Genomic DNA, 19,404 nt, shown 5'->3' on the forward strand with positions numbered 1-19,404 from the left:
GGCTTCGCACCCACTCGTCTTCGCGGGCCCCGTCCGAGCGCGCCCGTCAAGCAGAGCGGACCATCTCCACGAACATCCGGTGCACCCGCAGATCGCCGGTCACCTCGGGATGGAACGAGGTCGCCAGGACATTCCCCTGCCGCACCGCGACGATCCGGCCTGCGGCGGGACCGTCCGGCACGGTGGCCAAGACCTCGACGCCCTCGCCTGCCCGCTCGACCCAGGGCGCGCGGATGAACACCGCTCGCACGGGGCCACCGGGCAGGCCCGCGAACGGCAGATCGGTTTCGAACGAGTCGACCTGACGGCCGAACGCGTTGCGCCGCACCGTCATATCGATGCCGGACAGATGCTCGGCGTCCGGGCGGGTGTCGAGCACCTCCGAGGCGAGCAGGATCATGCCCGCGCAGGAACCGAACGCGGGCAGGCCGTCGCGCAGCCGCGCGCGCAGCGGCTCCAGCAGTTCGAAGGCCGCCAGCAGCTTGCTGATCGCGGTCGACTCGCCACCGGGCAACACGAGCGCGTCCACCGCCGCGAGCTCCGACTCGCGCCGGACCAGGACGGGCTCGGCGCCGCAGCTGGCCAGCGCGGCCACGTGCTCCCGGACGTCGCCTTGCAACGCGAGCACGCCGATCACGGGACGGGACGGCGTCTGTCCGGTATCGGCGGCGGTGGCGGTGACCGAGATAGCGTTCACGCCGGAAAGCTTACGAGCCGTGCCGATGTGGGCGCGCTCACGGTCGGCTGCCACACGCACATCGCCGCAACCGCCAGGATCACTCTTCGCGCAGCGTACGGATGAGGCCTTCCTGAACCACGGCCGCGACCAGCGTGCCCTCCCGGGTGAAGATCTTGCCGCCGGTCAGGCCCCGGCCGAAAGCCGCCGACGGCGAGGACTGGTCGTAGAGCAGCCATTCGTCGGCCCGGAACGGGCGCAGGAACCACATCGCGTGATCGAGCGAGGCGTTCTGGGTCGGCTCGTCGGGATGGACGACCTTCGAAGAACCCAGCAGCGTCATATCGCTCATGTAGGCGAGGGTGCACACATGCACCAGCGGATCGTCCGGTAGCAGGTGCCGGTAGCGGAACCACACCTGCTGCTGAGAGACCACGCCGTCGCGGCGGGACACGTTCTCCGGCGGGACCATGCGGATGTCCCAGTGTTCCCACTCGCGCATCGCCCACAATCGTTCCGGACTCATCGTGGTGCTCGCGTCGGGCAGATCCTCCGGCATCGGAACGCCGGGCATGTCGTCCTGATGCTCGGGCCCCTGGTCACCGACATGGAACGACGCCGACATGGTGAAGATCGCCGCGCCGTCCTGGATGCCGGTCACCCGCCGTGTGCAGAACGATCGGCCGTCCCGGATGCGCTCGACCTGGTAGACCGTCGGTTCCTGCGGATTGCCCGGACGCAGGAAGTAACCGTGCAGCGAGTGCACTTGGAATCGGGGTTCCACCGTCCGGACCGCGGACACGAGCGCCTGGCCGGCAACCTGGCCGCCGAACGTGCGCCGAAGCTGGGTCTTGGTGGACGCGCCACGGAAGATGTCCCGCTCCAGCCGCTCTATCTCCAGCGCCTCTTCGATTGTCGCCATGCGCAGAGATTATCCCGGCCGCTCACGATGTCGCCGCTCGGCTGCCGGTGAACATCCGGCAATGCCCACGCCTCCTCCGGCCGTCGCGATTTGCTGAGATGGACGGGTGCCCCGCTTTCTGCCCATCACGCCGGACGGACTCGTCGCGCAGGTGATCGAACCCGTCCTGACCGCGGCCTCGCACACCGTGATCGCGGTCGACGGCGCGGACGCCGCCCAGCCGGTAGCGCTCGCCCGGCGGATCGTCGAGGCGCTGCGCGAGGCGGGCCGGTCGGCCGACGTGGTCTCCCTGCACGACTACGTACGTCCCGCCTCACTGCGCATGGAGTTCGGCCGCAACGACGAGATGTCCTATCGCACCGCGTGGTTCGACTACGCCGCGCTGCGCCGGGAAGTGATCGACGCGCTCCGTGGGCACGGCCGGTGGCTGCCCTCGCTCTGGGACGAAGCCGCCGACCGCTCCACGCGCGCCGCGATCCGCGCGGCGCCGCCCGCGACGACGATCGTCCTCGCGGGCCCGATGCTCGCCGGACGCCACCTCGACGCCGACCTGAGCCTGCGCCTGGACCTGTCCGAACCCGCGCTCCGCCGCCGCACCGCGGCCGACGCGCAGTGGACCATCCCCGCTCTGCTGCGGCACGACGCCGAGAACCCCTACACGCCAACGTTCTTCGTGCGGTGGGATCATCCCGAGCGTCCGGCGCTTCGAGTCGACGAGCACCGGGCGAACTAGCGTCCGTCTTTGCCGATATCGGACTGTCGGCCAGCGCACGCATATTCAGATGCGCATATCCAGGTAACCATATGTGTGATCTCGGCGGGGCGCCCTTCGGTGCGCTGGTCACTTCCTCCGACCTCACTGGGTGCGCGCTCGCCCGGCTGAGCGTTTCGTCATGACAACCGGACTCGATCCACGTCGCACGGCCGACTTGCCCAACGCTCCCTCGCCTCCTCACACCAACCGGTGGCCGCCGTCCACGTGCAGGACGGTGCCGGTGATGAAGGGATTGCGCATCACACCGAGCATCGCCTGCGCGATATCGGACGGACGGCCGATGCGCCCGACCGGCAGGCGCGCGGCGAGCTGCCGGTGCCGTTCGATCTTCGCGGGCCCCGTGATGGCGTCCCAGATCGGGGTGTCGACCCACCCGGGTGAGACCACGTTGACGCGGACCGGGCCGAGTTCGAGGGCCAAGGCGTAGGCCAGTGAGGCGAGCGCGCCGTTGACCGCCGCCACCATGGCGCCGCCCGGCGCGGGCCGATAGGCCGCCACGCCGGAGGTGAAGGTCACCGAACCGCCCGGGACCACCCGGGCGTGCTTGGCCAGCAGAGCGGGGCCGATCAGCTTGGACGAGAGCAGATTCCGGGCCAGGTCGGCGTCGAACTCGGCCAGCGGCTGATAGGCGCCGGTGATGTCGGCCGCGGTGGTGACGACATGATCGACCGGCTCCGATTCGGCGAACAGACGCTCGAGATCGGCTTCGCGGGTGATGTCCGCGACGACCGAGCGCACCGAGCCCGGCCCCGCGGGCAGGCCGCGCCGCGCCGCGGCGAGCCGTTCGGCGGAACGGCCCGCGATGGTGACCTCCGCGCCCTCGGCGACCAGCGCGGCCGCCAGCGCGAGTCCCATGCCGGAGCTGCCGCCCACGATGACGATACGTTCGGGTGTTGTGCTGCTTGCTGTCATGGCTCCAGCCGACCATCGGGGCGGTCGAGTGTCCATGTCGCACTGTCGAACACGTCTTAGCCGGAGACTAACGCCGCAGGCCGAGGACCGTTCCGGGACCGCACAGGGCGACGCACCGCACCGCCCCGTGCGCCCGGCCGCTGTCAGGGGGTGCAGGCCGGTGATTGCTGGTTCAGGTTGGCCAGCGCCTGGCACGCCCACGTCTTCTGGACCTTCCACTTCCCGCCGTCCAGCACGAACGGGACGTCGACCTGGTTTTCCTGCCCGTTGATGGTGAACTTCGCCTGTGCCGTCACGCTGTCACCGAAGGCGGTCACCCCGGTGACCACCGCCGTGGCGTTCGCCTGCCGGAACGCATCGGCCAGGCGGTTGGGCAGGCCTGGATCAGCTTCGATGCCCTGCACGAGATCGAGTTTGTCCTCGTTCGGCACCGCGGGATCGAGGGCCTTCTGCAACAGGGCGTTGAGTTCGTCGACGGTGGGCGCGGCGGGGGTGGTCACGGTCGCCGAGGCGGCCGCTGTGGTGCGGGTCGACTTGGGTGAGTCGCTCGTGTCGTCACTGCCGCAGGCGGCGAGGCCGAGGGCGGCCACGAGGGCCAAACCCGCTACTGCGGTGCGTCCGGTCTTGGGAAGCTTCAACTGTTCGTCCTTTGCGCTCGGATCGATCCGGTGAGAGGGCGCGAAATGGCCTTGGACGGCCATCGAATGGCGAAGCTACTGAGCGTGATTGTGGGAACCATGAGACGACCTTCTGGCCGCCGTAAGAGTTGAACCTAGCACCGGAAGCGGTCCGCGCGGCTCATTCCGCCGACAGGTCGGCCGTGAGGGCGGCGATCAGCGCCGCGACGGCCGGATCGCGCACCGCCGCGCGCCAGGCGACCGCGTAGGTCACCACCAGGGGCGCGCCACGGAGCGGCCGCCAGACCAGACCGGGCAGTCCGTCCGCGCGCGAGGAGCTGAGCCCGATCACGTCGGGCCGGGCGGGCAGCACGGCCAGCATCTGCGCGTGCCCCATCGCGCTGGCACTGAGCCGCACCCGCGCGCCGTGGTCGGCGAGCGCGCGCAACAGCGAATCGTGCAAGCCCGCGGCGGATTCGCGCGCGAACAAGATCAGCTCCTGGCCGCTGAGCTCGACCGGATCGAGCAGCGCCTCGCCGGCGAGCGGATGCCGCCGCGACATCAGCACGCCGAGCTCCTCGCGGGCCACGGCCCGTTGCGCGAAGCGTTCGGGCAGGTCTACCGGGGTGCGGACGAGCGCGAGGTCGACCTCGTCGTCATCGAGGAAACGCACCTGATCGGCGGTGGTCCCGCCGGTGAGCACCATCCGGGCACCGGGCGACACGGCGGTGAGCAGACTCCCGATGCGCGTCGGCAGCCAGGATGGGACGCCGTTGAGCAGCCCGAGGCGCAGCACAGGGGCGCCGGAGACGGCAGCGCGCCTGGTCTGCCTGACCGCTTCGTCCATCGCGCGCAGCACGGTCTTGCCGGAGCGCAGCAGCACCGCGCCCGCGGGCGTCAGCTCCACCCGCGGCTCACGGATCAGCAGTGGGCCGCCCAGCTCCCGTTCCAGCACCTTGATCTGCTGGCTGAGCGTGGGCGTCGAGATGAACAATCGCTCCGCGGCCCGGCGGAAGTGCAACTCCTCCGCCAGCACCACGAAGTACCGCAACTGCCGCAACTCCACGCGGCAGACGCTACCGGCCCGGGATCACCAGCCGCGCTCGGCCAAGCGGTGCGGCTGGGCGATGTCCTCGACGTTGATGCCGACCATGGCCTCACCGAGACCGCGCGACACCTTGGCCAGCACGTCCGGGTCGTCGTAGAAGGTGGTGGCTTTGACGATGGCGGCGGCACGCTGGGCCGGGTTGCCGGATTTGAAGATGCCCGAACCCACGAACACACCCTCGGCGCCGAGCTGCATCATCATCGCGGCGTCGGCGGGGGTGGCGATGCCGCCCGCGGTGAACAGCACCACCGGCAGCTTCCCGGTCTCGGCGATCTCACGGACCAGCTCGTAGGGCGCCTGCAGTTCCTTGGCCGCGACGAACAACTCGTCCTCGGGCAGCGACGACAGGCGGCGGATCTCCTGCCGGATCTTGCGCATGTGCGTGGTCGCGTTGGACACGTCACCGGTGCCCGCCTCGCCCTTGGAGCGAATCATGGCCGCGCCCTCGGTGATTCGGCGCAGAGCCTCGCCGAGGTTGGTGGCGCCACAGACGAACGGCACGGTGAAGTTCCACTTGTCGATGTGGTTGGCGTAGTCGGCCGGGGTGAGCACCTCGGACTCATCGATGTAGTCGACGCCGAGGCTCTGCAGGATCTGCGCCTCCACGAAGTGGCCGATACGGGCCTTCGCCATGACCGGAATGGAGACCGCGGAAATGATGCCGTCGATCATGTCCGGGTCGCTCATCCGGGACACGCCGCCCTGGGCACGAATGTCCGCGGGCACTCGCTCCAGTGCCATCACCGCGACCGCGCCCGCGTCCTCGGCGATCTTGGCCTGCTCCGGCGTGACGACATCCATGATCACCCCGCCCTTGAGCATCTCGGCCATGCCGCGCTTCACGCGGGCGGTGCCGACGGTCTGGGTGGTCTCAGGGGTGGTCACGGCTAATTCCTCCAGCATGTGCGCCAATCGGTCGCTCGGATGCGAACGCCACGATTCTAAGCCGGTGGCAAAAGGCCACTTGATAGCCAGTTGGAGGGCACTGGCCTGGTGTGATCTCGGTTATGCGCCGTGGGCCGGGAGGGCTCGGCGAGCGCGCCATCCCGGCTGCCCGGCCGTTGCCCGGCGCCGGCTCACAGCGGGCCGACCACCAGCAACGTCGCCCAGTACTCCGCGGCCGCGGGGCCGATCAGCGGCAACAGGAAATCGAACAGCAGGTACGACATGAACGAACTACCTCCACAACCGAGCTGGAACGGCCCCGCCGACGGCAGGACCACGACACCGAACTGACATGCGTCCCTGACAGCAGTACCCTCCGGCGCGCCGAATCATCGCGACGCTATCACGATCGTGAAACACATCACATGCGTTCGGGCCGGTCAGCGGATGGAGCGGACCTCCGGGTCGGCGGTGCCCGATGCCGCCTCGGCGGCTTCGCCCAGCAATTCATCCAGGTGATACGGGTAGACGGTTTCGCCGGAGCGGTCCAGCGCGACGATATCGGCCGCGGTGCACCATTTGTGCCCGGTGATCGAGCGACGCTCGATCAGGGTCCGATTCGCCGCGTGCGGTTCGAATCCACGCGCCCGCAGCGCGAAGAACAGTTCCTCCGACCGGATCAGCTCACCATCGAAGGGGAACACCGCGACCCGCCGCCAGATCGGGCCGCGCAGGTCGGCCGGATCCGCGCGGTAGCCGGTCTCCTCGTACAGTTCCCGCACGGCCGCCGCGCGCAGACTCTCTCCCGGGTCCACGCCGCCGCCGACGGTGAACCAGAACGACACCTCCGGCGTCTTCGGGTCGTTGCCGCGCATCAGCAACGTCCGGCCGTTCTCGTCGAACAGCACGACCCGCGCCGTGGTGCGGATGGTGTCGACCGCCAGGCCGGTGGACGCCGCGGGAGTGGCGCGCTCGGTGATCTCGAAGTAGGAAGGCAGCGGGGCGGTACCGCCGAGGTGCAGGATCCGGACCGGTCGGCGGGTGCGCAGCGCCAGCGTGTCGCGCACGGCGTCGTTGTGGAAGCGGCGGGCGATCAGCACCCTGGCCTCGGCGTCGGCCAGTTCGGCGACCAGTTGCGGGCGCAGCGTGCCGATGTCCACCGCCGACAACGCGGAGGACAGCCGGTTCTCCACCGTCTCCCGTTCGGCACGCCCGGCGCGCTCGGCCCGGTCGGCCAGGGCCGAGAGTTGTCTGGCCTGCTCCGCCATGGCCGGATCGGACACCGGGCCCGCGATCGCCATGGCGACCGACCGGGCCACCACCGCCCGCCGGGCCAGCGCCGCGTCCAGCGCCTGCCAGGACTGGTCGGAGCGCACGTGCAGCCGGTCGAGCCGGTTGGCGGTGGAGTACGCCCACAGACCGATCGCGACGACGATCGCCGCGATCAGCGCGAGGACGAGAACGGTCGTGGCGGAGAACGTGATCATCCGGCGGCCCGAACTCGGGTGTCGCCGACGGTCACCGTCTCGTAGACGCGCAGGATCTGTTCGGCCACCACCGGCCAGTCGTACTCGCCGACCACCTGTGTCGCGGTGCGCACCAGCGCCTCTCTGCGCACCTCGTCGGTGAGCACAGTGTGCAGCGCGGCGGCCAGGGCCGCCGAATCCCCGATCGGGACCAGCATGCCCGCCGTGCCGTCCCGCAGTACCCGGCGGAAGGCGTCCAGCTCACTGGCCACCACCGCGGTGCCTGCCGCCATCGCCTCGATGAGGATGATGCCGAAGCTCTCCCCGCCCAGGTTGGGCGCCACGTACACGTCCGCGCTGCGCATCGCCGAAGCCTTCTCCTCGTCGGACACCTGGCCGAGGAAGCGCAGGTGGCCTGCCAGCTTGCCCGCTTCGCGGCGCAACCGGTCCTCGTCGCCGCGGCCGACGATCAGGATCTCGACGTCGGGATGCCTGCGCACCAGATCGGGCAGCGCGCCGAGCAGTACCTCCATGCCCTTACGCGGCTCGTCGTAGCGTCCCAGGAACAGCACCGTGCCGCCGGAGCGCGGATAGCCGGGCAGCATCGGCGCACGGGCGAACGCCGGGACGTCGACCCCGTTGGGGATCTCCACCGCGTCCGAGCCCAGCGCCTCGACCTGCCAGCGGCGCGCCAGCTCGGAGACCGCGATACGGCCGGAGATCTTCTCGTGATACGGCCGCAGCACGCCCTGGAAAGTGCTCAGCACCAAGGACTTCGTCGTCGAGGTGTGGAAGGTCGCGACGATCGGACCCTCGGCGATCTTCAACGCGAGCATGGACAGGCTCGGCGCGTTCGGTTCGTGGATGTGCAGGACGTCGAAGTCGTTGCCGTCGATCCACCGGCGAATCCTGGTGTAGGCCATGGGCCCGAACGACAGCCTGGCCACCGACCCGTTGTACGGGATGGCCACCGCCCGGCCCGCCGACACCACGAACTCCGGAAGCGGAGTGTCCTCCGACGCGGGCGCGAGCACGCTCACCTTGTGCCCCCGCTCGATGAACACCCGCGCCAGCTCGACTACATGTGCCTGCACCCCACCGGGGACGTCGAACGAATAGGGGCAGACCATGCCGATCTTCATGGCGATACGTCTCCCTGCTCGGCCCCGAGGCTCGCCTGTGCGGTGTCGATCATCGCGCGCCGCCGGGGCGAGAGATCGCTCTCCCACAATGGTTGCAGCATGTGCCAGTCCGCGGGATGCTCGGCGATATTCGCCGCGAAGCGATCCGCCAGCGCCTGCGTGGCCGCGGCTACGCCACCGGAAACGTCCACCGGCGCCTCGACCTTCAGGCCCCAGTTCTCGCGGCCGTCGGCCTCGACCTCGAACCACGCGTGCACCGGCAGCAGCGCCGCGCCGGTCTCGATGGCCAGTTTCGCCGAGCCCGCGGGCATCCAGGTGCGCTCACCGAAGAACTGGACCGGAACGCCCTTGCCGGTGAGGTCGCGTTCGCCCATCAGGCACACGATCCTGTTCTGCCGCAGGCGGGCCGCCAACTGGTCGAACGGCGGTTGCTCGCCACCGGTCAGCGGGAACACTTCGAAGCCCAGGCTCTCCCGGTAGGCGACGAACCGCTCGAACAGCGATTCCGGCTTCAACCGCTCGGCCACGGTGGAGAAGCTGCCGTAGTGCTGTACCAGCCAGACGCCCGCCATGTCCCAGTTGCCGGAGTGCGGCAGCACGAAGACGACGCCACGGCCCTGTGCGAGTGCGGCGTCCAGGTATTGCAGCCCCGCGACGAAGTAGTCGATCGCCGCATGGTCCATCCCGGGCAGCCGGAACGCTTCCCGCCAATATCGCGCGTACGACCGCATGCCGGCGCTGATCAGCTCGTCCGGCACGTCGGCGGGCAGTACGCCGAGCACGCGCGCCAGGTTGCGCCGCAACTGGTTCGGCGCGCCGCCCGCGTGGAACTCCCGATTCGCGCGACGGGCGACCCGGTCCCCGCCCCACTCGAACAGTCGCCGGGCCGTCGACTCCGGCAGTGCGCGCACCAGCCGCCAGCCCGCCGCGTATCCGGCGGCGCCGAGCTGCTCCCCTATCGTCATCCGCACTCCCGCACCACAGGTCCGCTGTCCATCGTCGCGAATACCCGGACGCCGCCGTCGATCGGCCTGCGCCCCGCACGGCGTGAGATCACGACGGAAGTCCCGGGGTGTCGGCGGTTCCCGCGCTCGGGCTCTGCGGCCGCGCGGCCGGGATCACCGTGCGCGCCCCCGGCGAGTTGCGCACGGCCAGCACCCGCTGCACGACGGTGACGATACTGAGCACGGCGAGGATCCACATGGCCGCGTGCACGGCGTAGGTGAGCCACTCGATCCCCCAGTAGCCGGCGATGCCGGTGAATCCGGCGCCCACCAGCACGATGATCAGCCGATCCGGCCGCTCGATGATGCCGCCGTCCGCGGACAGCCCGCTGGCCTCCGCGCGCGCCTTGGCATAGGAGATCACCTGCGAGGTCACCAGAACGACCAGCGTCGCGGCGAACAGCGGCCTGTGCTGTTCGTGGAAGACCGCCCACCAGGCCAGCCCGGCGAAGATGGCGCCATCGGCAAGCCGGTCACAGGTGGCGTCCAGCACCGCGCCGTATTTCGTGCCGCCGCCGCGCGCCCTGGCCATCGCCCCGTCGAGCATGTCGAACATGACGAACAACCAGATCACCATGGTTCCCCAGAACAGGTGTCCGGTGGGGAACAGCGTGACCGCGGCGACGATGGAGGCGGTGGTGCCGATCAGCGTCACGGCATCGGGCGTGAGTCCTGTGCCGACCAGCGCCCGGCCCAGCGGAGCCGTCGCCTTGGCGAACGTCTCGCGGCCGAAGAAGCTCAGCACGGCCGATCCACCCGGTCGCTCATCTCTGGGCCTCCTTCCAGGCCGCCGACAGCAGCGCCCTGGTCTCCCGCAGCAGTTGCGGCATCACCTTCGCCCCGCCGATGACGGTGATGAAGTTCGCGTCTCCGCCCCAGCGCGGCACGATGTGCTGGTGCAGGTGATCGGCCAGCGACCCACCGGCCACCCCGCCGAGATTCAGCCCGACGTTGAACCCGTGCGGCCGGGACACCTTCTTCATCACCCGGATCGCCTGCTGGGTGAAGGCCATCAGTTCGGCGCTCTCCGCCTCGGTGAGGTCCTCCAGGTTCGCCACCTTGCGGTACGGCACGACCATCATGTGCCCCGGGTTGTACGGGTACAGGTTGAGCACGGCGTACACCAGCTCACCCCGCGCGACGACCAGTCCGTCCTCATCGGCCATCTTCGGGATGTCGGTGAAGGGATGGCCGGTGGAATCCTTCGGCCCGGTGGCCGCCTCCGCGATGTAGGACATGCGATACGGCGTCCACAGCCGCAGCAGCCGATCCGGTTCGCCCGCGCCACTGTCCACGATGCTGCCCGGCTCCTCTGGGCTCGCGGTTCCGTCCAGATCCGCGAGCCCGTCCGGCACGGTCCGCTCGGTCATGCCGTGCCCTTGATCTCGAAACCGTCGGCCGTCGGCGACGCGTTCTGCCGCTGGGCGATCCACGCGACGATGGTGGCCACCGCGTCGTCGACCGGTACGCCGTTGACCTTAGTACCGTCGCGGAAGCGGAAGCTCACGGCGTTCGCGGTCACGTCGCGCTCGCCGGCCAGCAGCATGAAGGGCACCTTCTGCGCGTTGTTATTGAAGATCTTCTTCTGCATGCGATCGTCGCTGCGATCCACCAGTGCCCGGATGCCCTCGTCCTGCAACCGTTCGATCACCCGATCCAGATGCGGGGCAAAGGTTTCGGCGACCGGGATGCCGACGACCTGCACGGGCGAGAGCCAGGCCGGGAACGCGCCCGCGTAGTGCTCGGTGAGCACACCGAAGAATCGCTCGATCGAGCCGAACAGCGCGCGGTGGATCATGACCGGCCGCTGCTTGGTGCCGTCGGAGGCGGTGTATTCCAGGTCGAAGCGCTCGGGCAGGTTGAAGTCCAGCTGGATGGTCGACATCTGCCAGGTGCGGCCGAGCGCGTCCTTGGCCTGCACCGAGATCTTGGGGCCGTAGAAGGCGGCGCCACCCGGATCGGGCACCAACTCCAGGCCGGAGGCGGAGGCGACCTTGGACAAGGTCTCGGTGGCCTCCTCCCAGATCTCGTCGGAACCGACGAACTTCTTCGGGTCCTTGGTGGACAGCTCGAGGTAGAAGTCGTCGAGGCCGTAGTCCTTCAGCAGATCCAGCACGAACCGCAGCGTGTCGGTCAGTTCGCCGTGCATCTGCTCTTTGGTGCAGTAGATGTGCGCGTCGTCCTGCGTCATGCCGCGCACCCGAGTCAGGCCGTGCACCACGCCGGACTTCTCGTAGCGGTAGACCGAGCCGAACTCGAACAGCCGAAGCGGCAGCTCCCGGTACGACCGGCCGCGGGCGCGGAAGATCAGGTTGTGCATCGGGCAGTTCATCGGCTTGACGTAGTAGTCCTGGCCGGGCTTGCGGACGGTGCCGTCCTCGTTGAGCTCGGCGTCCAGGTGCATGGCCGGGAACATGCCGTCGCGGTACCAGTCCAGGTGGCCGGAGACCTCGAACAGGTGGCCCTTGGTGATGTGCGGGGTGTTGACGAACTCGTAGCCCGCCGCGACGTGCCTGCGGCGCGAGTACTCCTCCAGCTCCTTGCGGATGATCCCGCCCTTCGGGTGGAACACCGGAAGGCCGGAGCCGAGTTCGTCGGGGAAGCTGAACAGGTCCAGCTCCAGGCCGAGCTTGCGGTGGTCGCGGCGCTCGGCCTCGGCGAGCAGGTGCAGATGCTCGTCGAGCGCCTCCTGCGATTCCCACGCGGTGCCGTAGATGCGCTGCAGGTCCTCGCGGCTCTGGTCGCCGCGCCAGTAGGCGGCCGAGCTGCGGGTCAGCTTGAAGGCGGGGATGAACTTCGTGGTCGGGATGTGCGGACCGCGGCACAGGTCGCCCCAGATCCGCTCACCGGTGCGCGGATCCAGGTTGTCGTAGATGGTCAGCTCTTTGCCGCCGACCTCCATGACCTCGGGATCGTCGATGCCGGACTTGTCGCTGATCAGCTCCAGTTTGAACGGCTCCCCGGCCAGTTCGACCCTGGCGTCCTCGATCTCGACCACCCGGCGGGAGAACCGCTGCGCGCCTTTGACGATCTTCTTCATCCGGGATTCCAGCTTGGCCAGATCCTCCGGGGTGAACGGCCGTTCGACGCGGAAATCGTAGTAGAACCCGTCCTTGATGTAGGGACCGATGCCCAGCTTGGCCTCGGGGAACTCCTGCTGCACGGCCTGGGCGAGCACATGCGCGGCGGAGTGCCGGATGACGTTGCGGCCCTCGGCGGTGTTCGCCGCTACCGGCTCCACGTCCACGTCGTCGGCCGGGGTCCAGGAGAGGTCCTTGAGCTCACCGTCCACCCGGACGACCACGACGGTCTCCGGCCCCTTGGTCGGCAGGCCCGCCTCGCGCACCGCGGCGCCCGCCGTCGTCCCGCCCGGCACCCGGACGAGGGTGACTGGGCTGATGGGGGCTGAGGTGGTCACGGCTGCGCTCTCCTTGGCGTTCTCGTGTGCGGGCGGGGCCCGCTGGATGGTGGCCGATCGCGAGTTCGTCCGGCGCGACCATGCTACTGTCCCGCCGCTGTCCTGCCGCTTCGGGCCTTTGGCCGTACCGGTCGGGTGGCGCGGGAAACCACTTGCGCCTCGCGCGGGTTGCTCTGCTCAGTTTTCGGCGGCCAGGTCCGCGAGCAGTGCGGTCCGTTCGGCCGCGGGCCGCTTCGGGCAGCTGGTGCACATCTGGCAACCCGGCACCTCGAATACCAGGCAGCAGGAGATGCGCCGGACGAAGGTGCGTCCACCGATCTCCACGAACCGCGGCACCGGGAGTTTGCCCGCGATGTCGGCCGCCAGCCGCGCCCCCGCTTCCGGCGAACCGGCGTCGAGCGCGCGGTTGCCGATCGCGTCGGCGGCGATCGCCCACAGCGCGGGGACTCCCGCGCCGGACACCTCGGCGACCGGCGGGATCACGACCCCGAGCGTGTCGCGCAGCGCCGTCGCGCCGCTGACGGAGGCAACAGCGTGCGCAGGCACGCGCACGCGCTCGACGCCACCGTCCGGGCGCACCTCGCACTCCAGCCGGTCCAGCGCGGGGACGGGGGCGTCCTGGTCGTCCGCGTAGGCCCGCGCGAGCTGCTCCACCAGAGCGGAGGCGACCATGCACCACCACAGCGTGCCCGCGATGCGCGGCGACGTGGTCCCCCAGGAATGGCCCATCTCCGCGATGCGCGCGGCCAGCCATTCCGGTTCGGTGAGCACGCGCCCCGGAACGGTGGTCACCGTTGCAGGGGGCTGCGCAGCCATTCCCATTCGACTCCGATCCAACTACCCACGAGCCCGAAGGTTCCCAATATCCACAGCGTCGCCACGACCAACGCGGCGGTGCCGATCGCCCCGACGGCCTGCACGGGCCTGCCCTGCCTGCGGTACCAGTCCATCAATTGCCGGTACCGGTCCCGTAACCAGGCCAATGCGCTACGCGCCCAAGCGAATTCGGTGGCGAGAATGCCGAGGCCTGCGAACACGATCGCCCAGCCGGGACCGGGATAGGGGATCGCGAGCACGCCGACCGCGAGCACGGCGACACCGACGACCGCGACGACGATCCGGTAGACGAGGTAGAGCTTAGGCCGTCGTTCGAGGCCGGCGCGGAAGGCGCGCCAGCGGGTCGGATCGTCGGAGCTCGTTTCCAGGTCTGCGGTCACGTTCCCAGGGTACGAGCAGTCCGGCAGACCGAATCGCGCTCTCGACCGTCCGGATACAGCGATCCCGCCCGGGCGGCGCGCCCGGGCGGGATCACCCATCCCCGTCGATCACACGAGTTCGGGCGTGTGCTGATGGCCCGCGTCATCGATGTGCGCGATACCGTTCTCGGTCACCTCGACGACCCGGGCACTGGCGATGTCGAAGAACAGGCCCGACACCGTGACGCCGCGCTCGGCGATCGCCTTGCGCACCGCCGGGTGCCGGTGCAGCAACTCGAGCTGCACCGCGACGTTCACCATGGCCAGCTGATCGACCTCGCCGAAACCGGCCTCCTGCGCCGCGGCCGCTACCGGATGGCCCGCGCGGTATCGCTCCAGGCTCGGGCGCGCATGCGCGAGCCAGGCGTCCACACCGGGTACCTCGGCGCCGGTGTGCAGCGCGTTCATCGCGCCGCAGGAGGAATGCCCGCAGACCACGATCGAGCGGACGTTCAACTGCTCGAGCGCGAACACCAGTGCCGCCTCGACCGACGCGTCACCCTCGGCGGGCGCGAGGTTGCCCACGTTGCGCACGGTGAACAGGTCGCCCGGTCCGCTGTTGGTGATGATGTTCGGCACGATCCGCGAGTCCGAGCAGGTCAGGAAGAACGAATCCGGGTCCTGCTTGTCGCGCAGTTCGTCCAGGTGCGGCCGGACCACGTGCGCGTGGCTGCGGTGATAGGCCGCGACGCCCGCCGCGACCGGATTCTCGTGCCGCTCGTCGCGTCGCCAGGGGCCGAGGATGTCGTCCCAGACCGAGCGCGCGAAGCTCCGCGCGGGCGGTTGCGCGCCCGCGTGGGCCATCCTGGCTCCGCCGATCTCCACGAAATCGACGCTGCCTCCGCTGTTCACCTGCTGGCGGGCGAACTCCTCGATGGCCTCGAAGGCCGCGTGATCGAGGAAGTCGACGGTCATCTCCACCGTGACGTCGGCTCCCGGGGGGATCTTCGCGAACTGCGCCGACAGCTTCGGCAGTGCGAGGAAGGTGGCCGAGCCGTCGATGGCGAAGAGCCAGCGCTGCGTACCGGGGACCTGCTCGGCCCTGACCGCCACCCGGACGACCCGCCACAGCAGCAGCCCGAAGGCCAGGCCGAGGCCGATGAGTACGCCCTCGAGCAGGTTCAGGAACACCACACCGAGCACCGTGACGGCGTAGACCAGCAGGTCGCCGGTGCGCCGGGCCAGTTTGATGTGGGCCAGCTTGACCAGCTGGGTGCCGATCACGATGAGCAGACCGGCCAGCGCGGCCTTCGGGATCTGCTCCACCACGGATACCAGCGCCACGGAGAACACCAGCAGCCAGACGCCGTGCAGGATCGCGGAGGCGCGGCTGCGCGCTCCCGCCTGCACGTTGGTGGCGCTCCGCACGATCACGCCGGTGACCGGCAGGCCGCCGAGCAGGCCGGACAGCACATTCGCCGAACCCTGGCCGATCAGCTCGCGATCGAAGTCGGTGCGCTTGCGCGAGTGCATCTTGTCCACGGCGACCGCGGACAGCAGGCTCTCCACGCTGGCGATCAGGGCGATGGTGAGGACGGCCAGAGCCAGACCCGACCAATCGCCGCTGGGCAGCGCGGGCAGGCCGATCGCGTCGAACAGCGAGCCGTTGAGCACGATGCGCTCGGCATTCAGCGGCAACGCCAACGACAACGCCGTGCCCACGAGCACCGCGACCAACGGGCCCGGCACCACGCGCACCCTGGCGGGCAGGTATTTCCAGCTGACCATGATGGCGATCACGACCGCGCCGATCAGCGTGCCGCCGCTGTGCAGGGACAACAGCTGCCCGGGCAGCTCGGTGATGTTGCGCCAAGCCGAGCTGTGCGAGGAACCGCCGAGCAGCACATGGATCTGTTGCAGCGCGATCGTGATGCCGATGCCGGCGAGCATCGCGTGCACCACCACGGGCGCCACGGCGAGCGCCGCTCTGGCCACCCGGCTGAGGCCGAGCAGGATCTGCAGCACACCGGCCGCGAAGACGATGAAACACGTGGTGCGCCAGCCGAATTGATTGATCGTCTCGGCGACGACCACGGTGAGGCCCGCGGCGGGGCCGCTCACCTGGAGGACCGACCCGCCGAGCGTTCCGGCGACGATACCGCCGATCACGGCGGCGATGAGCCCGGCGGCGACGGGGGCTCCGGAGGCGATCGCGATGCCCAGCGAAAGTGGTAGCGCGACAAGGAAAACCACGATCGAGGCGGGTACATCGTGGCGGAGGATCTCGGTGAAGCGATCGGACAGTGGTCCGGAACTGCGGCCCGGGTCCGCCGGTGCGGGTACGGACGGTGGCGGGGCTAAATCGTGATCGATAGCCATGACTCTCCTTCGCCGACTCGGCTGATTCGCCGAGGTCGGTTGACGATCAACATGTCCAGCAGGGCACAAGACCGCGAACCGGCATCTCGCGGTGAAGCAGTCCCGACACAGCGATGAGTCGAGATGTAAACACGGACAAGTGTATTGGTAAAGACTTAGCAAAGCCTGAGAAGTTCGCCGATTGTGTGTAGTTCCCCACTGTCCTCTCGTCGTTATCACCGTGACGCACCGCACATCGCCTGGTCAGACCGGTTCTGCGGCGATCCGCCTCTCCTGGTCGCCGAACTCCGCGATGCCGTCGACCATGACCTCGATCACGCGGGCCGTGGCGAGATCGAAAAACAACCCCGACACCGCTACGCCCCGCTCCTCGATCCCCCGGCGCACGACCGGGTGCGCGTGCAGCGTCTCCAGCTGCACCGCGACGTTCACCATGCCCAGCTGGTCCACCTCGCCGAACCCCGCGACGGCCGCGGCGGCGGCTACCGGATGCCCCAGCCGGTAGCGCTCCAGGCTCGGGCGCGCATGCGCCAGCCAGTCGCCGAGACCGGTCCCGGCACGCACCTCGCGGTGCAGCGCCTCCATCGCACCGCAGCCGGAATGACCGCATACCACGACCGCGCGCACGTCCAGCCGCTCCAACGCGTAGATCAGGGCCGCTTCCACCGAGACGTCCCCGCCGCGCACCGGCACCAGGTTGCCCACGTTGCGCACGGTGAACAGGTCGCCCGGTCCGCTGTTGGTGATGACGTTCGGCACGATTCGCGCGTCCGCGCAGGTCAGGAAGAACGAGTCGGCGTCGTGCCGATGGCGCAGCTTGTCCAGATGCGGGCGCAGCACGTGGGCGTGGCCGCGGTGATAGGCGGCGATACCCGCCGCGATGCGGTCCTCCCCGTTGCCCGAGCGCCGCCACGGCCCGATCACCTGGTCGATGACCTGGCGCACATGCCTGCGCTCGGGCGGCCCAGCCAAGGCGGTGGCCATCCGCGCGCTGCCCAGTTCGGCGAATTCCACTGTCGCGGAGCCGGATTCACGCTCCCGAGCCCATTCGGTGAGGAACTCGTGCGTGGCATGGTCCAGGAAATCGACGGTCATCTCGACGGTCACGTCCGCGCCCGCCGGAACCTTCGCCAGTTCCGCGGTCAGCTTCGGCAAGGCCAAGAAGGTGCACGTGCCATCGATGCTGACCACCCACCGTCGCGAGCCGGGGACGTGGGCCGCCACGATCGTCACGCGCACCACTCGCCACAGCAGCAGCGCGAACGCGAGCACCAGACCGATCACCATGCCCTGCAACAGATTCAGGAACACCACGCCCAGCACCGTCGCCAGGTAGACGTACATCTCGCCCGCTCGTCTGGCCAGCCGGATATGCGCGAGTTTGATCAGTTGCGCGCCCACGAAGATGAGCAGTCCGGCCAGCGCGGCGGTCGGGATCTGCCGTACGAGCCCGGCCAGCGCCACCGCGAACAGCAGGATCCAGACTCCGTGCAGCACGGTCGACGCCCGGCTGCGCGCGCCCGCGTTCGCGTTGGTGATGCTGCGCACGATGACGGCCGCGATCGGCAGGCCGCCGAGCAGGCCGGACACCACGTTGGCCGACCCCTGCCCGATCAGCTCCCGGTCGAAGTCGGTGCGGTGGCCCGGCCGCATCTTGTCCACCGCGACGGCCGACAGCAGGCTCTCGATGCTGGCGATGAGCGCGATCGTCACCATCGTCGTGATGACGGCGGTCGTGCCGCCGGAGGGGACGGCGGGCAGCCCGAGGGAGTCGAGCAACGAGCCGCTCAGCACGAGCCGCTCGACGTGCGTGGGCAGCAGGAGCGCCAGCAGCGTGGCGGTGACGACGGCGACGAGCGGTCCGGGAATCAGGCGCACCCGCGGCGGCACGAATCGCCAGGCGATCAGGATGACGATCACCACCAGCCCGACGCACAGGTCGCCCGTGCGCACCGACGTCAGCTGTTGCGGTAGGGCGGCCAGCGCGGCGAACGACGAACTCAGCGAGTTCCCGCCGAGCAGCACGTGCACCTGTTGCAGCGCGATCACCACACCGATGCCCGCCAGCATGCCGTGCACGACCACCGGGGCGATGGCCAGCGCGGCGCGCGCGACCCGGCTCAGCCCGAAGAGTATCTGCAGCAGGCCCGCGCCGACGGTGATGAAGCACGTTGCGGCCCAGCCGAAATGGTGCACGCTCTCGGCGACGACCACGGTGAGACTCGCGGTGGGCCCGCTGACCTGGATCGAGGAACCGCCGAGGAGACCGGCCACCACGCCGCCGACCACGGCCGCGATCAGGCCCGCGGCGACCGGAGCGCCGGCAGCCACCGCCACGCCGAGCGAAAGGGGAAGGGCGACAAGGAAAACCACGATAGAAGCGGGTAGATCGTTACGGGCGATCCGAGTCAGCCGATCGGCCATGTGCGCGTGCGGCGACGTCCGGGGTGCGGAATCGGTGTCGGTGGACATATTTTCTCCTTCGCCGGGTGGTCCCGGTTCATCGGTCAAACATGTTCTTGGCATCGAAAGCGAGCGGCGGGCGAAGCTCGGGCCGTCCCCCGTCGGTGGAGCACGACCCCTGACGCGGCGGTCGCGACAATAGTAAAGACTTCCCAAAGCGTGTGAAAAGGTTTCCGGTCGCGATGAGGGCAACCGCTACCATAATGTGACTCAGGTCACAGCGCAACAGCCATCCGGTGCCGACGCCGAGTGTTCGAAAGGGACATGCCCGCGCGCCGCCCAGTGGGCGCACCTGGCGTGGAGAATAAAGAAGACCGGGCACCAAGTGCACCGGTCTCGCATAGGGGAGTGGTCCCAGCTGGGATCGAACCAGCGACCTTCCGCGTGTGAGTCAGGCGCATCGATGCAGGTCAGGACAGTAGCACACGCTGTCGTGTCCCC

Annotated in this window: 17 protein-coding genes; 1 reads left to right on the forward strand and 16 read right to left on the reverse strand. The window is 69.3% G+C overall.

Annotated elements, in window-relative coordinates; genetic code table 11:
• Positions 1–46 precede the first annotated feature (46 nt).
• Positions 47–697, reverse strand: coding sequence for a pyridoxal 5'-phosphate synthase glutaminase subunit PdxT (gene pdxT, locus ABZ803_RS04255; RefSeq protein ID WP_357032528.1), 651 nt, complete (start codon positions 695–697; stop codon positions 47–49).
• Positions 698–776: 79 nt separating this feature from the next.
• Positions 777–1,598: an acyl-CoA thioesterase II gene (locus ABZ803_RS04260; RefSeq protein WP_357032531.1), complete on the reverse strand. Its 822-nt coding sequence runs from the start codon at positions 1,596–1,598 to the stop codon at positions 777–779.
• Positions 1,599–1,704: 106 nt separating this feature from the next.
• Here ABZ803_RS04260 and ABZ803_RS04265 point away from each other — a divergent pair, with 106 nt between their 5' ends.
• Complete coding sequence (locus ABZ803_RS04265; RefSeq protein WP_357032534.1) at positions 1,705–2,331, forward strand: hypothetical protein; 627 nt, start codon at positions 1,705–1,707, stop codon at positions 2,329–2,331.
• 219 nt (positions 2,332–2,550) lie between these two features.
• Here the strand turns inward: ABZ803_RS04265 and ABZ803_RS04270 are convergent, their stop codons facing one another.
• The 14 genes from ABZ803_RS04270 to ABZ803_RS04335 all read right to left on the reverse strand — a co-directional run bounded on the left by ABZ803_RS04270 (position 2,551) and on the right by ABZ803_RS04335 (position 18,972).
• Entirely contained in the window at positions 2,551–3,285 is a 735-nt protein-coding gene (locus tag ABZ803_RS04270) for an SDR family oxidoreductase (RefSeq protein WP_357032537.1), read from the reverse strand.
• Between the two features lie 143 nt (positions 3,286–3,428).
• On the reverse strand, positions 3,429–3,923 hold the full coding sequence (locus ABZ803_RS04275; protein WP_357032540.1) for a hypothetical protein: 495 nt from the start codon (positions 3,921–3,923) through the stop codon (positions 3,429–3,431).
• 160 nt (positions 3,924–4,083) lie between these two features.
• Complete coding sequence (locus ABZ803_RS04280; protein ID WP_357032543.1) at positions 4,084–4,968, reverse strand: LysR substrate-binding domain-containing protein; 885 nt, start codon at positions 4,966–4,968, stop codon at positions 4,084–4,086.
• Positions 4,969–4,992: 24 nt separating this feature from the next.
• Positions 4,993–5,913, reverse strand: a complete 921-nt coding sequence (pdxS, locus tag ABZ803_RS04285; RefSeq protein ID WP_357032546.1) for a pyridoxal 5'-phosphate synthase lyase subunit PdxS — start codon at positions 5,911–5,913, stop codon at positions 4,993–4,995.
• A 422-nt stretch (positions 5,914–6,335) separates the two neighbouring features.
• A complete protein-coding gene (locus ABZ803_RS04290; protein WP_357032707.1) occupies positions 6,336–7,379 on the reverse strand; it encodes an NUDIX domain-containing protein in 1,044 nt (347 codons plus the stop codon).
• Complete coding sequence (locus tag ABZ803_RS04295; RefSeq protein ID WP_357032549.1) at positions 7,379–8,503, reverse strand: glycosyltransferase family 4 protein; 1,125 nt, start codon at positions 8,501–8,503, stop codon at positions 7,379–7,381. The genes ABZ803_RS04290 and ABZ803_RS04295 overlap by 1 nt, the downstream gene beginning before the upstream one ends.
• The gene (locus ABZ803_RS04300) at positions 8,500–9,468 is read right to left on the reverse strand and encodes a phosphatidylinositol mannoside acyltransferase (protein ID WP_357032552.1); all 969 of its coding nucleotides are present in this window, start codon (positions 9,466–9,468) and stop codon (positions 8,500–8,502) included. The genes ABZ803_RS04295 and ABZ803_RS04300 overlap by 4 nt, the downstream gene beginning before the upstream one ends.
• Positions 9,469–9,556: 88 nt before the next feature.
• The gene (gene pgsA, locus ABZ803_RS04305; RefSeq protein ID WP_040867728.1) at positions 9,557–10,252 is read right to left on the reverse strand and encodes a phosphatidylinositol phosphate synthase; all 696 of its coding nucleotides are present in this window, start codon (positions 10,250–10,252) and stop codon (positions 9,557–9,559) included.
• Positions 10,253–10,271: 19 nt separating this feature from the next.
• On the reverse strand, positions 10,272–10,877 hold the full coding sequence (locus tag ABZ803_RS04310) for an HIT domain-containing protein (protein WP_357032556.1): 606 nt from the start codon (positions 10,875–10,877) through the stop codon (positions 10,272–10,274).
• Positions 10,874–12,925 carry a threonine--tRNA ligase gene (thrS, locus tag ABZ803_RS04315; RefSeq protein ID WP_357032559.1) on the reverse strand — a complete coding sequence of 684 codons (2,052 nt, stop codon included), beginning with the start codon at positions 12,923–12,925 and terminating at the stop codon, positions 10,874–10,876. Before thrS ends, ABZ803_RS04310 begins: the two co-directional genes overlap by 4 nt.
• 177 nt (positions 12,926–13,102) lie before the next feature.
• Complete coding sequence (locus ABZ803_RS04320; RefSeq protein WP_357032562.1) at positions 13,103–13,717, reverse strand: (2Fe-2S)-binding protein; 615 nt, start codon at positions 13,715–13,717, stop codon at positions 13,103–13,105.
• Positions 13,714–14,142: a TIGR02611 family protein gene (locus ABZ803_RS04325; RefSeq protein WP_357032565.1), complete on the reverse strand. Its 429-nt coding sequence runs from the start codon at positions 14,140–14,142 to the stop codon at positions 13,714–13,716. Before ABZ803_RS04325 ends, ABZ803_RS04320 begins: the two co-directional genes overlap by 4 nt.
• Before the next feature lie 108 nt (positions 14,143–14,250).
• Positions 14,251–16,500, reverse strand: coding sequence for a bifunctional SulP family inorganic anion transporter/carbonic anhydrase (locus tag ABZ803_RS04330; protein ID WP_357032568.1), 2,250 nt, complete (start codon positions 16,498–16,500; stop codon positions 14,251–14,253).
• 243 nt (positions 16,501–16,743) lie between these two features.
• Positions 16,744–18,972: a SulP family inorganic anion transporter gene (locus tag ABZ803_RS04335; RefSeq protein WP_357032571.1), complete on the reverse strand. Its 2,229-nt coding sequence runs from the start codon at positions 18,970–18,972 to the stop codon at positions 16,744–16,746.
• Positions 18,973–19,404: the final 432 nt, after the last annotated feature.

It is taken from the genome of Nocardia sp. NPDC047648 (assembly GCF_040642815.1).
Taxonomy (GTDB): domain Bacteria; phylum Actinomycetota; class Actinomycetes; order Mycobacteriales; family Mycobacteriaceae; genus Nocardia; species Nocardia gamkensis.